Source organism: Streptomyces sp. NPDC043876, assembly GCF_056435825.1.
In genome coordinates, this window is the sequence record NZ_JBWKDV010000011.1 from 219,085 (window position 1) to 233,529 (window position 14,445).

Here is a 14,445-nt window from a genome sequence, read left to right on the forward strand (position 1 = left end):
CGCCCCTTCGCGTGTGCGGTGGGAGCGCGGCGTCAGACCGCCACGACGGCGGAGCCGAAGCGCTCGCGGTAGGACTCCAGGTCGTCCTCGGTGATCTTCGCGAAGAGCACCGGCGGCACGGTGAACGGGGTGCCCGCGGGGACCGCGTCCAGCGCCTTCGCCCGCTCCGGGGTCACCCAGGTCGCGGTGTCGTCGGCCAGGTCGAACGCGGAGCGCATGGCGCGCGCCGAGGCCGGGATGAACGGCTCGGAGACCACCGAGTAGAGGTGGATGAGGTTCATCGCGGTGCGCAGCGTGAGCGCCGCGCCCTCGGCGTCGGTCTTGACCTCCAGCCAGGGGGCCTTCTCGTCGAGGTAGGCGTTCCCGGCCGACCACAGGGCGCGCAGCGCGGCCGCGGCCTTGCGGTACTGGAGCGCGTCCATGTGGCCCTCGTACTCGGCCAGCAGTTCGGCGATCTGCTCGCCCAGCTTGGCCTCGGCCTCGCCGGCCGGGCTGCCCGCCGGGACCTCGTCGCCGAACTTCTTGCGGGAGAAGGTCAGTACGCGGTTGACGAAGTTGCCGAGGGTGCCGCCGAGGTCCTTGTTGACCGTGGTGGTGAAGTGCTCCCACGTGAAGGAGGAGTCGTCGGACTCGGGCGCGTTGGCGATGAGGAAGTAGCGCCAGAAGTCGGCCGGGAGGATCTCCAGCGCGTGGTCGGTGAAGACGCCGCGCTTCTGCGAAGTGGAGAACTTGCCGCCGTAGTACGTCAGCCAGTTGAAGGCCTTGACGTAGTCGACCTTCTTCCACGGCTCACGGGTGCCCAGCTCGGTGGCGGGGAACATCACGGTGTGGAAGGGGACGTTGTCCTTGGCCATGAACTGCGTGTACCGCACGTCCTCGGCCTCGTACCACCACGCCTTGTAGTCGCGGTTCGCCGGGTCGGCGTCCGCCCACTCCTTCGTCGCGGCGATGTACTCGATCGGCGCGTCGAACCAGACGTAGAAGACCTTGCCGTCGGCGGCCAGCTCCGGCCAGGTGTCGGCCGGCACCGGCACGCCCCAGTCCAGGTCGCGGGTGATCGCGCGGTCGTGCAGGCCCTCGGTCAGCCACTTGCGGGCGATGGAGGAGGCGAGCTGCGGCCACTCCTCCTCGTGCTCGGCGACCCAGGCCTCGACCTCGCCCTGGAGCGCGGACTGGAGCAGGAAGAGGTGCTTGGTCTCGCGGACCTCCAGCTCGGTGGAGCCGGAGATGGCCGAGCGGGGCTCGATCAGGTCCGTGGGGTCCAGGACGCGGGTGCAGTTCTCGCACTGGTCGCCGCGGGCCTTGTCGTAGCCGCAGTGCGGGCAGGTGCCCTCGACGTAGCGGTCCGGCAGGAAGCGGCCGTCGACCGGCGAGTAGACCTGCCGGATCGCGCGCTCCTCGATGAAGCCGTTCTCCTGGAGGCGCCGCGCGAAGTGCTGGGTGATCTCAGCGTTCTGCTGCGAGGAGCTGCGGCCGAAGTAGTCGAAGGACAGCTCGAAGCCGTCGTAGACCGCCTTCTGCGCGTCGTGCGCCTGGGCGCAGAACTCGGCGACCGAGAGCCCGGCGGCCTTGGCGGCCAGCTCGGCGGGGGTGCCGTGTTCGTCGGTGGCGCAGATGTAGAGGACCTCGTGGCCGCGCTGGCGGAGGTACCGGGAGTACACGTCCGCCGGAAGCATCGACCCGACCATGTTGCCCAGGTGCTTGATCCCGTTGATGTAGGGAAGCGCGCTGGTGATCAGGTGTCGAGACATCCTCGGATGCTCCATTTCATACGTGCGGCGTGTGAAGGATCGTGAAGGGGCTCATCGTATCGAACCGCCGAAACACCACGTGCCGCATTTCAAGGGGTGGGCCTTACACGAAAGCGAGGGCTGTGACCTCGTGCGTCACTGCCCTCGCGCTCCCGGTCATGGTACAGGAGCGCCGATCATGTCCGGCCCGGCCGACGGCTGCCCGACGGCTGCCCGGAGCCGTCGGACGGCCGTCGGAGCAGTCTTCGAAGGGCCGTCGGAACGGCCGTCGGAGGGGCTTCGCGCGGCGCTCAGTCGCGGCCTCCGGCGGCCCCGTCGAGCGCCGTGACGCGGGCGCCGCTCGCGAGCCGTCCGGTCAGGGCGACGGGGGCTCCCTCGGGTCCGGCGGGGACGCTCAGGCTGTGGCCGCTCGCCTCGGCGCGGACGGCTCCGGTGGCCGTGACGGACGTGACCTCCCGGCTCCCGGCGGCCAGTTGGAACCAGTGTCCGGCGGCCGTCCGCCACCGGGTCCCGACCAGCAGGTGCTGGCCGAACCGGCCGCAGGCCGCGGTGGACCGCGCCCGGGCCACCTCCTGGAGCGGGCCGGACGGCGGCCGGAGCCGGACGCGCACGTCGCCGGGTCCCGCCCATCCGGAGGCCCGGGTGCAGGACCAGACGGCCCGCCCGCCGCCCTCCGGCAGCTCGGTGGCGGCGAAGTCCCAGATGTTGACGGCCCGCACCCCGCCCCCGCGCAGGTCCCCCAGCCCGCAGGCGACCGGCGCCCAGGCGGCGCGCGCCGCGGGCCCGGTCGCCTCCCTCGGCTGGCGCGCGGGCACGGCGCCCGGCCCGTCCGGCAGGGGCGTGTAGGTCAGGTGTACGGGCGTCAGCGCGCCGAGGTCGGCGAGCACGAAGGAGTGCTTCTCCACGATCCGGGGGGACGAGGTCAGGGCCAGCACGGGCCACCCGGCGCAGGGCCCGGCCGCCGCGGGCACCGCCGCGGCGGCGGTCAGTCCGTCGGCGGCCACGGCCAGCGGCTGCCCGGCGTCGCCCGGCCGCGCCAGGTCCAGGACGGCGGCCGTGGCGATCCAGGGGGCCAGCAGGTAGCGGGCCCGGCCGCCCGCCCGGCCCACGGCGAGGGCGCCCGCGGTGGTGACCCCGGCCTCGTCGGTACGGGCGAACTCCAGCTCCCGGTCCCGCGGTCCCCCGGCGGCTTCGCCGTAGCGCACCACCCGGTCCGCGTCGAGCAACAGCACCACCGCACGCCCGTCCACGTCCCCGGCGTACAGCAGCTGCGGCGGGCGCCCCGGCGGGTCCACCGGGGTCCCGGGCGCCGCGGTCACCGGCACCTGCGGGGACCGGGCGGCCCAGGCCCCCAGCGCCCGCGCGAGCAGGGCCCGGTCCCCCGCCCGGGCGCCCCGCGCGGGCCAGGCGGTGAAGTCGACCCGGGCGGTGTCGGACCAGGCGGCGGCGGGGACGCGGACCAGCCGGGCCGGATCCAGCGCTCCGGCGGTCACGCTCCCGGCGGCGGGCCGCGCGGCCGGCCCGGGCGGAGCCCCGTCGGCCACCGCCACCCCGGCGACCAGGGCCAGTACGGCCGCGGCGGCCCACCCCGCGCGCACCCGGCGGCGTCGGCGCAGGAGGTCGGTGGGCCGGGTGTTGACGACGCAGGCGTCGAACTCCGTGGACCGCAAAAGCGTTTCGCCGACCGGCAGGGCGAGGGCCTCGCGGACGCTGTCGGCGGGGGCGGCGGCTCCGGCCGCGGCCAGCACCCGGACCACCGCCTCCTCGGCCAGCCCGTCCAGCCGGTGCAGTACGAAGGCGGCCCGGACCTCGGCGGCCACCCCTCCGAGCAGCCGGGCGGTCTCGTCGATCCCGCCCGCCGGGGGCCAGAGCCGCAGCCCCCAGACGAAGGGGGGCGCGGGCGGCCACCCGAACCGCGCGAGGGCCGACCCGGGCCGGCGCCCGGGGGCCAGCGCGGCGCGCAGCACCCGGGCCCTCACCCCGCCGAGCGGACCGCCGGGGCCGGTGGGCGGGGCGGAGCCCGCCGCGGTCGCGGACCCTCCTCCCGGCGCCCCCGGACCGCCGGATTCTCGCCGAGCTCCGGGCACCGCCCGGCCGGGCGGTGCGCCGCCCGGCCGCTGCGGCTCGCCACCCCCGCCCGCCCGGGGCAGCGCCCGCTGGACGGCCCGGTGCGCGAGGAGCACCCGGGCGTGCCGCCCGAGGGTGTCCGGGAGCGTCAGGTAGGCGAGCCGTACCAGGTGGGGGTACTGCTCGACGAGGACCGCCTCGGCTTGTTCGACGGCGGTGGAGCCGAATCGCTGTGATGTGCCCACGGTCCGACAAACGAGTGAATCTTGGGATGGTCACATGTCGCGCCGCGTCCGGCCGGGCGCGCCGGGGCCGACGTTCCCCGCGGTCCGCCGCCGGGCCCCGCCGGTGCGCCGCTGACCGGCGGCGATCGCCGGAATGCCCGTACGTCATATGCGCAATCGCTGGGGAATCGACAGTTCGGCACCGCCCGCGATCGGAGTCGATCACCCAACGACCAGGACCGGCCAGGGCGTTCACCCGTTTCTCCGCGGCGCCCGCACGCCCGCCCGAACGCTGGCAGGGTGGGGGGCGAGCACCTCCAGTGCCACGAGGGGGAGAGGTGGAGCGGTGAGCGATGGCGGACCGGAGGAATCCGGTGGGGCGGTGGGGCTGCCGAGCCGACGGCAGCGGCCGGCGACGCCCATGAGCCAGTGGGACACGCGGGCGCGCCTGTCGTACTGGGCCTTCCATACCGACCGGCGGCCCGCGTACATGAGATTCGCGTACCTGCAGCTGGGTACCGAAGCGGACGCGGAGGACGCCGTCGACGCCGCCTTCGACGCGATCATGAACGAGTGGCTCCGGATGCTCCACATGGACCGGCTGGAGGCGTACGCCTGGACCGTCCTCAAACACCGGATCGTCGACGTGCAGCGCACGCGCGAGCGGCGGCCGCGGCCGATGGACATCAGCGCCTTCGAGGCCGCCCTCAAGGACGCCGCCGTCGATCCGTACGAGGTGCTGACGGACAGCATCCGATTCTACACGGCGGTCTCCCGGCTGGCCGAGCGCCAGCGCGACGCGGTCCTGCTGCGCTACGGACTGCACTGCACCACCGGCGAGGCGGCCCACGTGATGGGCGTCGAGGAAGCCACCGTGCGCTCCCACCTCAGCCAGGCGCGCCGCAGGCTCGCCCGGCTCCTCGGCGGGGAGCCCGCGCCATGACCCACCACGGCGAGCACGCGGACAGCGCCGAGCATCCGGGCCGCACCGGGCACGCGGGCCCGGGGGACGGCGGGAACGGCGGTCCCGCCCGCACCCTGGCCCACTTCCTGGCCCGGGCCCGGGTCCCGGACCGCTACCCGCACTACGACCTGGGCGCGGCCGAGACCCGGCTGCTGCTGCGCACCCGCGCGGCCGCCGCCGGGGCCGCCGCCGCCCGCGCCCGCCCGGGACCGCCCGGCTGGAGCGATCCGGCCCGCGACCGGCCCGTGGAGGCCGAGCAGGCCCGCCGCGACCTCAAAGCGGTCAGCCTGGCCGTGGTCTGCGGGCCCGAAGCCGCCGCGCGGCTGCGCGCGTTCGCCGCCGGCCGGTGCGGTGATCCGCCCGGCGCCCTGGTCTTCGCCTGTCTGCTGCACCTCGCCGGACTGCGCGACGGCGCCCGCTTCTGGTGGCAGTTCGCGGCCGGTTCCGGCGCCGCGCACACCGAAGCCGCCGCCTACTGCCTCTTCCTCGACCACTCCCGGCGCGGCGAACACGAGGACGCGCGGTTCTGGGCCGCCGACCTCGCCCGCCTCGGCTACCTCCCCGGGGGGCCGCGCGACCTGCGCGAGATCCGGCTGTGCGCACAGGCCCGGGTCCTGCGGTACGTGGACCAGCTGGAGGACGTCGATCTGGGTCCGGTGCCGCTGCCCCGGCCCGGGCTGGCCGAGGTGCTCCCCGCGTTCCTGCCCACCGCCCCGGCCCGCGAGCCGGACGGTCCCCCGGGCCCGGAGGCCGGGCGGGTGAGCCGGGGGCCGGATGCCGGGGGGCGGGTCCCCCCGGGGGCGGGCCGCGGGGAAGGCCTGCCGGAAGCCGCCCCGGCCGCCCCTTGCATCGCCTCCGCCCCTTCCGCCCCGCGCCGGGGTACGCGTCCCCGCGCGGCCGATGCCGACACCACCGGGGCACTGGCCGCGGCGCGGCGCGCGCTGGCCGTCGTGGGCGCCATCGAGCGGCACCCCCTGGGGGTCGGCGCCGCCCGGATCGGACGGGAGACGGGGCTGGCCGAGGCAGAACTCCGCCCGGTGCTGGCCATGCTGTGCGAGGAGGAGTACGCGAACCGCCCGGCGGCGGGGGTCTTCGGGCGCGGTCCCGCGCTGGACCGTCTCGGCGCCCCCGGCGGCCACGGGCTCGCCGCCCAGCTCCAGCACACCCTGGCGCTGGCCCGGGACAGCGCGGGCGCCGCCTTCTACCTCAGCCGGTACGCCGGGGGCGAGGTCCGGATCACCCAGGTGGCGGACGGGCCCGGCACCCCGCCCGTCGAGGAATGGATCGACTTCCGCGCGGCCGCCCACGCCAGCGCGGTCGGCAAGTGCCTGCTCACCCAGCTCGGTCCGGACGACCGGGCCGACCACGTGGCGCGGCACCGGCCCGCCCGGCTCACCGCGCGCACCATCACCGACTGCCGGGTCCTCTTCCACACCCTGGACGCGCTGGCCCCGGGCGAGCCGGTGTTCGACCTGCGCGAGTACTCCCCCGGCGTGGTCTGCTCGGCGGTGCCGCTCGGAGCCGGCGGTACGGCGAGCAGCCTGGCGCTGTCCCTGCCCGTGGCGCACGCCGACCGCCTCGGCGCCGCCACCGATACCCTGCGCCGCAAGGCCGTACCGGTCCTGCTCGCCCTGCTGCTGACCGGCGCGCTCCCCCCGGTCGACGCGGCCCCTCCGGCCGGCCCGCCGACCGCCGAACAGACCCTGCGCCACCTGCGCGGCGCCTTCCGTACCCGGCACACCCGCGCCGCCGGCGCCGCGGCGTCCCGGGGGCCGCACCTGGTCAGCGATCCGGCCGCCGAGGCGGCGTACCTCTTCGACGCGGCGCCCGGACCAGAGGAGCGCGGCCGCCCGGTCCTCGCCCTCCCCCGCACCTTCGCCCCGCTGCCCCCGCTCGGGACCGGCGGCGGCCTGGTCGTCCTGCACACCTGAACGGCCCGCGCGCCACGTGCCGGTGTCAATTGCCCTGTTCTCCCGGCCTGTTCTGCAAACCAGCGGATAGTGTTCCCGCGACGTCAGTACGGATGCCGAGGGGGCAGCAGCATGACCATCAGCTTCGGGGGAACCTTCCTATCGGACGCGATCTGGATGCTCGCGCACGCGCAGCTCACCGCGGTGGACCGGGCGGCGGTCCCGGCGGACGCGCGGTGGAAGCTGTGGGAGGAACCGGACGGGGACACCCTGGTATCCGTCCAGGACGGCCTCGCCACGCCCCTTCTCGTGAAGCTGGGGAACGTACCGGACACGCAGGTGGTGGTGTACGGATCCTTCGGCAGCAAGCCCGGCGGCGGCACCTGCCTGTCGGGCTTCACGGCGTCCGGCGCGGAAGAGGACCTGACCCACGCCACGGCCGACGAGGTGCGCGCCTGGCGCGAGACGCACCCCACCGGACGCTTCGCCATCAAGGTCAAGGTCACGGCGGGCGCCGAACTGGACTGGCCCGGCTGCCTGGTGGAGATCCTGGTCCACGAACTGGCCTCCCACGCCGAGCCCTTCGCGGACTACCTGCTCGCCGAGGACTTCGTCCGCGGCAGCGGTGACCTGGAGTCGGAGGCGGAGCAGCACCGGCGGCTGCACACCGGCAACCCGCGCTACCGGCTCCTCGGCGCGTGCTACCTGGAGCAGTTCCCGGAGGAGGGGAACGGGCCCGAGTTCTGCGCCCGCATGCTGATGGACACCGAGGCGGAACCGACCCTGCCCCCCGGCCTCTGGCTCACGGCGGCGCGCCTGACCGCCCGGCCGGAGGAGACCGCCTGACGCGGCGGGGGTGGCGTACCGGGCCGGCGCGCGAGGGCGCCGACCCGGCCGGCGGTCAGCGGTCAGGCGGTCAGGCGGCGAACGCCGTTTCCAGCCGGGGGATCAGGTCCCGCAGGTCCTGCTCCCAACAGCCCGCGTTGTGGCCGCCGTTGCACTGGCTGCCCCAGGCGGAGCCGTCACCGTAGTCGACGTAGTAGTAGGGCATGTGCAGGGCGTCCATGCTGTCCTTGACGTGCTGGGAGGCGCTCTCCACCCAGAACTCCGGGTCGGTCACGTCACCGCGTCCGTTGCCGACGTAGAGGGAGACTCCGACGCCCGCGAGCTTGTTCATGTGGGCCGCCGGATCGACCTCGTTGAACCGCCAGTCGGCGTTGAACACCGGGTAGGGCGAGCCGAACACGGCGTCGCTGTCGACGCTGGGCTGGTAGGCGACCAGGGAGCCGACCACGGCCATCCGCAGGTCCATGGACCTGACCGACAGGTCGACGTCGCCGGACAGGGACGCCGTCTGGGCGAACAGGTCGGGGCGGACCTGGGCGTAGTGCAACGCCCCGAACCCGCCCATGGAGATGCCCGCGACGGCCCTGGCCTTCTTGGCGGCGATGGTGCGCAGGTTGGCGTCGATGAACGGGATCACCTGCTTGAGGTGGAAGGTCTCCCAGTTCTGGGCTCCGGCCGCGGTCTTCTGGTTGAGCCAGTTGGCGTACCAGCCCCGGGGCCCGCCGTCCGGGATCACGGTGATCATCTGGTTCGAGGTGGTGAGCGCCGGATAGTTCTGCTGGATCGGGTCGTCGGGCGAACCGTGCAGGAAGTACAGCACCGGGTAGCGCCTGCCCGGATCGTCGTGGTAGCCGCTCGGCAGGATGATCTTTATGTGGTGCTTGCCCGCCACCTCGGGCGTGGTCACGGTGATGTAGAAGTTGGTCGCGCCGCCCACCGGCGCGTCGACCTGGGTCAGGCCGAAGCCGTCCGTCATGACCGGCGGCGCGGTCCCGTCGGCGGCCCGCGCCGCACCCGCCGGCACGGCCAGGGCCACGATCGCGGCCATCAGGGCCACCACCGCGCGCCATCGGCTCGAAGTCCTCGTCACAGCATGCTCCTTCGGTGTCTCGATCAATCAATGGACATGTCGGTGAATCATGCGGCCGGGCGGTTTCAGTCCAGGACCTTGACCTCCAGGACCGGAGAGGCCGCGATGTCGTTCTCGGTGTAGCGCTCGGTCACCCACTGGCCCGCCGAGAAGAGCCTGGTCTGGTCGGCGTAGTGGGCCGAGTTGGGGTTCGCCGACTGCGAGTAGGCCAGTACCGAGGAGGTCTGCGGCGGGCCGTCGGCCGTGAACCGCACCTGCTGGATGAAGCTCGACCCGAAGGTGATGTCGAACGTGCCGTCGACCAGGCCCGGGGTGACCACGTTCAGAACCCCCAGCTCGCTCATCGAGCCGGGGACCGGGATCTGCTCGCCGTTGCGCGTGACCTTCTGGACGTCCGCCAGCCGGGCGTTCAGCGGCACGCCCGCGGTGCGCAGCGAGAGCACCGCGCGGGCGAGCGCGTCGCGGACCGCCGAGTTGCCGGAATCCAGCGAATTGGGGGTGTGCACGGGGTCGTTGGCGTCGAACGGGACGCGCCACGGAAGTTTCTCGATCGCCTGACCGCCGAGCAGGCGGACCCAGTAGTTCTCGAACAGCCACGATCCCCTGCTGTCCGCCGTGAAGTCGTGGTCCTTCCAGGCGGCCAGCACCGGACAGGCCTCGCTCACGTTGACCAGGTTGCCGTCCACCAGGACGAGCCCGAAGGGTGCGCCCTGGCAGGCCGCGACGGTGGCGTTGAGGGCCAGGTCGGCGGCCCGGCTGTTGTCGGTGAACAGCAACTGCCGCATGTTCTCCGGTGTGAAGCCCCTGCCCGGGAGGCCGTCGTTGCCGTTGATCCGGTTCTGCGCGGTCAGGATCAGCTCCTGGGTGCGCAGCGACCGGGGCGCCGCGGTGTCTCCCATCACGCGGGGGAAGGACAGCGGCTGGGCCGGATTGGCAAGCCAGGCACTGTCGTTGGCGTTCCCCACGAAGTCGGACCGGATCAGGCGGGGCTGTTTGTGGGGGTCCAGCAGCCCGGGCGCCACGGCGTTCGGGTCGTCGGGCCAGTCGCACGCGCTGCGCTTGCCGTCGAGGACGGAGACCGGCGGTACGTTCGGCAGCCGCAGCGTCTGGTCGAACAGCAGTTGGCCGGTCAGCGTGAGGCACGACCGGGCGTGCGCGTCGGTGATGTTCGGGGTGGCCTGGATGTCCGCGTACAGGGCGTTGCCCTTGCGGTCGGTCGCGATGGTGTTGAAGAAGGGGACGCCCTGGGTGCTCTCCAGGGTGTGCACCACGTCGTCGACGTCCTTGGCCTGGTCGAGGTGGAACCAGGTGTTGAGCGCGCGCAGGTTGTCCATGTTGACGTCGCGCACCGCGTGCGCGCTGACCACCCAGGGCAGCGGGGTGCCGAGGACGGAGGTGGTGATCGGGCCGTAACGGGTGGCCCACAGCGTTCTGGTGACCCTGCCGACGGTGCCGTCCGCCTTCCGTACGTCGACGCCGACCTGCTGCGAGGTCATCTGCTGCCAGGCGCCGTCGACGAGGTACCTGGTCGGGTTCAGCGGGTCCACCTGCACGTCGAACAAGCCGAACGGCGCGACCGTGGCGACGGTGTGGGTCCAGGCGACGTCGTCGTTGTGCCCGATGTTCACGGCGGGGAAGCCGAGCAGGCTGGCCCCGGAAACGTTGGCCTTGCCCGGGATCGTCAACTGGCTCTGCCACATCCGGTTCTTGCCCTGCCAGGGGAAGTGCGGATTGGCGAGGAGCATGCCGGTGCCCCCGGACACGCCCTGCGAACCGACCGCGAGCGCGTTGCTCCCCATGCCCTGCTGCCGGCCGGCGGCCATCGCGTCGCGGATCCTCTTCGCGGTCTCCTCGGGCGAGGGGGCCGCCTGGGCCGGCGCCGCCGACGCGCCGGGGGGCGCCGCGTTCACCTCGCCCTCCAGCAGCGCGTCGGCGGTGCCCATGATGATCTCGGCGTGCGCGTGCCGGTAGACGTCCAGCTCGGTGATCGGCCGCACCCAGGCCGCGCCGCGGCAGGCGGGGTCGGAGATGTTGTTCACGCCCGTCTCGGCCAGGTACCTGTTGTACCCCCGGACGTAGCCGCGGATGGCGTCCTTGACCTCGGGTTCCGGCCCGTCGGGGGCGGGCAGGCCGATCAGCCGCTCCACGACCCGGTCGTCGTTCATCCGCTGGAAGTACAGGTCGCTGTTGAGGTTGTTGGTGGTGTTCTGGTGCTCGCCGGGGCTGGTCCTGCCGTCGGGCCCCAGATAGCGCGACCGCTGGGCGTTGACCATGAGATAGGTGTCGGCGAGGGTGCAGATGTTGTCCTTGGCCACCGCGTACCCGTAGCCCGTGCCCAGCCCCTCCCAGTCGGAGGCGATGATGTGCGGGATGCCGTACTCGGTGTACCGGATCGTCGGCTTGTCCGCCCCCGCCGCCCCGCCGCCGCCGGCCGGCGCCCCCACGGCCGCCATCGTGCCCATCACCGCCACCGCGACCACGACCGCCACGGGCAGCCGCGTCCTGATTGCCCTGATGCTCCTGAGCCCCATCGAACCGTCCTCCCCCGCCGTGCGAGCCCTGTCCGAACTCGACCACGCTAAGGAACCCCGATGAAATCCCGATGACACCGCCCCCGACGGCCCGCGGGCGGGGACGGGGGCGGCACCGGAAACGCAAAAGAACCCCACCGGAGTGGGGTTCCTGCTGGTGTCCGAGGGGGGACTTGAACCCCCACGCCCGATAAAGGGCACTAGCACCTCAAGCTAGCGCGTCTGCCATTCCGCCACCCGGACCAGGTGGTCGGCCCCGGTTTCCCGCGGCGACATGGACAACAATAGCAAAGGTTCGGAGTGCTCCTCACCCGCATAAACGGTGGTCAGCAGCCTGCCGGGGCGGGGTGCGGCCCGGGGGGTGCGGGCGGGTGCGCCGCCGGTCGACGTGCGCCTGCGGGGGGGTGGGGGCGGGGCGCGGGGCCGCGGCGGGGCTCACGGGCAGCGGATGACCTGGCCCGCGTACGAGAGGTTGCCGCCGAAGCCGAAGAGCAGGACGGGGGCGCCCGAGGGGATCTCGCCGCGCTCGACCAGCTTGGAGAGGGCCATCGGGATGCTGCCGGCCGAGGTGTTGCCGGAGTCGACGACATCGCGCGCGACGACCGCGTTGACGGCGCCGATCTTGGCGGCGAGGGGTTCGATGATCCGCAGGTTGGCCTGGTGCAGGACGACCCCGGCGAGGTCCTCGGGGGTGATCCCGGCGCGCTCGCACGCCTTGCGGGCGAGCGGCGGCAGCTGGGTGGTGGCCCAGCGGTAGACGGACTGGCCCTCCTGGGCGAAGACCGGCGGGGTGCCCTCGATGCGGACGGCGTGGCCCATCTCCGGGACCGAGCCCCACAGGACGGGCCCGATGCCGGGCTCCTCGCAGGCCTCCACGACCGCGGCGCCCGCGCCGTCGCCGGTCAGCACGCAGGTCGTGCGGTCGGTCCAGTCGGTGATCTCGGTCATCTTGTCGGCGCCGATGACGAGCGCGCGGGTCGCGGAGCCTGCGCGGATCGCGTGGTCGGCGGTGGCCAGGGCGTGCGTGAAGCCCGAGCAGACGACGTTGATGTCCATGAGGGCCGGATGGGCGCCCATGCCGAGCTTGGCGGCGACGCGGGCCGCCATGTTGGGCGAGCGGTCGATCGCGGTCGAGGTGGCCACGAGGACGAGGTCGATGTCGTCGGGGGTCAGCCCCGCGCTCGCCAGCGCCTTGCCCGCGGCCTGGAAGGCCAGCTCGTCCACGGGCTCGTCGGGGCCCGCCATCCGGCGGGTCTTGATCCCCACCCGGGAGCGGATCCACTCGTCGTTCGTGTCGACCATGACCGCGAGGTCCTCGTTGGTGATCACTTTCGCGGGCTGGTAGTGCCCCAGAGCCACCACGCGTGAACCGGTCATGGGCAGGATCCCCCTCGTACGGCAGTCAGGATGACCCAGCTTTGCCTGCTACTGACCGGTACGGGTGCGCGTGACCCGACAGGATTCCTGCGGTGGAATTTGGAGATTCCAGAGGATCTTCCTGCGGAGCACCGGTATGGAGCGATACGCGAGAATGAACCTGACAGGCCCGGAGCGGGTCCGTACGGGCCGGCGGACCGGCACGACGAGAGAACGGGTGGGCTGATCGCCATGGGACGGGTCACCGAGCGTCGCCGCGTCGTCCGGATCCGCGACGGTGTGGCCGGGACGCGCCCGGACACGCTGGTGACCGAGGAGCCGCTGGAGATCCGGCTGAACGGAAAGCCGCTGGCCATCACCATGCGCACCCCGGGCGACGACTTCGCGCTGGCGGCCGGATTCCTCGTGAGCGAGGGGGTACTCGCCCACGCCGAGGACATCCGCGCGGTCACCTACTGTGACGGACAGACCGAGGACGGCAGCAACACCTACAACATCGTCAACGTGCAGCTCGCGGCCGGAGTTCCGGTCCCGGACATCACGCTGGAGCGGAACGTCTACACGACGTCCTCGTGCGGACTCTGCGGGAAGGCCAGCCTGGACGCGGTCCGCACGGCGAGCCGCTTCCCCGGGATCGCCGCCGACCCCGTACGCATACCGGCCGGCCTGCTCGGGGAGCTGCCGGACCGGCTGCGCGCCGCGCAGAAGGTGTTCGACCGCACCGGCGGGCTGCACGCGGCCGGGCTGTTCACGGCGGAGGGCGAGCTGGTCGACGTACGGGAGGACGTGGGCCGCCACAACGCGGTGGACAAGATCGTCGGGCGGGCCCTGCGCGCGGGGCGGCTGCCCCTGGCCGGGGCGGTCCTGCTGGTGTCGGGGCGGGCGTCCTTCGAGCTGGCGCAGAAGGCGGTGATGGCGGGGATCCCGGTGCTGGCCGCGGTCTCCGCGCCGTCCTCGCTGGCCGTGGACCTGGCCGTCGAGTCGGGGCTCACCCTCGTCGGCTTCCTGCGCGGCCCGAACATGAACGTCTACGCGGGCGAGGAGCGGATCCTGCTGCCCGCTCGGGACACCGTTTAGAGCCTGCGGCCGCGGCGGGTCTTCTTCGGGGCCGGGGGCTCGATGCGGTGCAGGTCGAGGGCGTCCGGCGGGAGGGCCACGCCGGGGCCGCCCGCCAGGGCCCAGCCGACGATGTCGTCGGTGGCCGTGTCGTCCATGACCCAGCCGAACCAGGCGGCGCGGGCCCCCTTGCGGCGGGCCGCGGTCGCGGGCTGGACGACGATCACGTTGGCCTGGGCGCAGGGGCCGAGGCAGTCGACGGTACGGACGGCCAGGCGGCCCCCCGACTCCTCGGCGGCCGCGCGGAGCCGGGCCAGTTGGCCGGCGTGGTCGGTCCCGGGGTTCTTGCGCGGGTCGCCGCAGCAGCAGCCCCGGCACACCACCAGGGTGCAGGGGCGTTCGGCATGGGCGGAGTGGGGGCGTATCCAGGTCACCGACGCACGTTACCGGGCGCCGGGCGCGGGGTGTTGGGCCGTGTGCGAGACCTCCGCCACACGCCTGGCGGGGAGTTCGGGGTCCGGGCCGGCCGCGCGGCGGCGGGCGAGCACCGCGCACCCCATCAACTGCACGGGCGCGCGGGCCGGACAGGCGGGCTCGCTGCCGCGGGCGGGCCGGGCAGGCGGCTCGCT

The 14,445-nt window shown here is 73.7% G+C and carries 9 protein-coding genes, 1 tRNA gene and 1 pseudogene; 4 read left to right on the top strand and 7 right to left on the bottom strand.

What is annotated here, in order from left to right; genetic code table 11:
• Positions 1 to 32 precede the first annotated feature (32 nt).
• Entirely contained in the window at positions 33 to 1,751 is a 1,719-nt protein-coding gene (metG, locus tag AC0693_RS30490) for a methionine--tRNA ligase (protein WP_356405090.1), read from the bottom strand.
• A gap of 290 nt (positions 1,752 to 2,041) precedes the next feature.
• Positions 2,042 to 4,063, bottom strand: coding sequence for a hypothetical protein (locus AC0693_RS30495; protein ID WP_478803449.1), 2,022 nt, complete (start codon positions 4,061 to 4,063; stop codon positions 2,042 to 2,044).
• Between the two features lie 325 nt (positions 4,064 to 4,388).
• Here AC0693_RS30495 and AC0693_RS30500 point away from each other — a divergent pair, with 325 nt between their 5' ends.
• From AC0693_RS30500 to AC0693_RS30510, 3 genes and pseudogenes are all read left to right on the top strand, one after another.
• The gene (locus tag AC0693_RS30500) at positions 4,389 to 4,985 is read left to right on the top strand and encodes an RNA polymerase sigma factor (protein ID WP_478803450.1); all 597 of its coding nucleotides are present in this window, start codon (positions 4,389 to 4,391) and stop codon (positions 4,983 to 4,985) included.
• Positions 4,986 to 5,926: 941 nt separating this feature from the next.
• Positions 5,927 to 6,646 (top strand): annotated as a pseudogene (locus AC0693_RS30505) (IclR family transcriptional regulator domain-containing protein); the annotation flags it as partial.
• A 402-nt stretch (positions 6,647 to 7,048) separates the two neighbouring features.
• The gene (locus AC0693_RS30510) at positions 7,049 to 7,762 is read left to right on the top strand and encodes a hypothetical protein (RefSeq protein ID WP_478803451.1); all 714 of its coding nucleotides are present in this window, start codon (positions 7,049 to 7,051) and stop codon (positions 7,760 to 7,762) included.
• A 70-nt stretch (positions 7,763 to 7,832) separates the two neighbouring features.
• Here the strand turns inward: AC0693_RS30510 and AC0693_RS30515 are convergent, their stop codons facing one another.
• From AC0693_RS30515 to AC0693_RS30530, 4 genes are all read right to left on the bottom strand, one after another.
• The gene (locus AC0693_RS30515; protein WP_478803452.1) at positions 7,833 to 8,852 is read right to left on the bottom strand and encodes an alpha/beta hydrolase; all 1,020 of its coding nucleotides are present in this window, start codon (positions 8,850 to 8,852) and stop codon (positions 7,833 to 7,835) included.
• 65 nt (positions 8,853 to 8,917) lie between these two features.
• A complete protein-coding gene (locus AC0693_RS30520) occupies positions 8,918 to 11,383 on the bottom strand; it encodes a penicillin acylase family protein (protein WP_478803453.1) in 2,466 nt (821 codons plus the stop codon).
• A gap of 155 nt (positions 11,384 to 11,538) precedes the next feature.
• A tRNA-Leu gene (locus AC0693_RS30525) sits at positions 11,539 to 11,626 on the bottom strand.
• Positions 11,627 to 11,818: 192 nt separating this feature from the next.
• Entirely contained in the window at positions 11,819 to 12,760 is a 942-nt protein-coding gene (locus tag AC0693_RS30530) for a beta-ketoacyl-ACP synthase III (RefSeq protein WP_356405068.1), read from the bottom strand.
• 231 nt (positions 12,761 to 12,991) lie between these two features.
• Here AC0693_RS30530 and fdhD point away from each other — a divergent pair, with 231 nt between their 5' ends.
• Entirely contained in the window at positions 12,992 to 13,837 is an 846-nt protein-coding gene (gene fdhD, locus AC0693_RS30535) for a formate dehydrogenase accessory sulfurtransferase FdhD (protein ID WP_478803454.1), read from the top strand.
• Here fdhD and AC0693_RS30540 read toward each other — a convergent pair.
• Positions 13,834 to 14,250 (bottom strand): (2Fe-2S) ferredoxin domain-containing protein, encoded by a 417-nt coding sequence (locus AC0693_RS30540; protein ID WP_478740691.1) that lies wholly within the window; start codon positions 14,248 to 14,250, stop codon positions 13,834 to 13,836. The two genes, fdhD and AC0693_RS30540, sit on opposite strands and share 4 nt — an antisense overlap.
• Positions 14,251 to 14,445: the final 195 nt, after the last annotated feature.

Excerpts from the sequence above, each read along its gene's own strand:
- AC0693_RS30510 (WP_478803451.1), top strand. The coding sequence starts at position 7,049 with ATGACCATCAGCTTCGGGGGAACCTTCCTATCGGACGCGATCTGGATG.
- fdhD (WP_478803454.1), top strand. The coding sequence starts at position 12,992 with ATGGGACGGGTCACCGAGCGTCGCCGCGTCGTCCGGATCCGCGACGGT.
- metG (WP_356405090.1), bottom strand. The coding sequence starts at position 1,751 with ATGTCTCGACACCTGATCACCAGCGCGCTTCCCTACATCAACGGGATC.
- AC0693_RS30530 (WP_356405068.1), bottom strand. The coding sequence starts at position 12,760 with ATGACCGGTTCACGCGTGGTGGCTCTGGGGCACTACCAGCCCGCGAAA.
- AC0693_RS30520 (WP_478803453.1), bottom strand. The coding sequence starts at position 11,383 with ATGGGGCTCAGGAGCATCAGGGCAATCAGGACGCGGCTGCCCGTGGCG.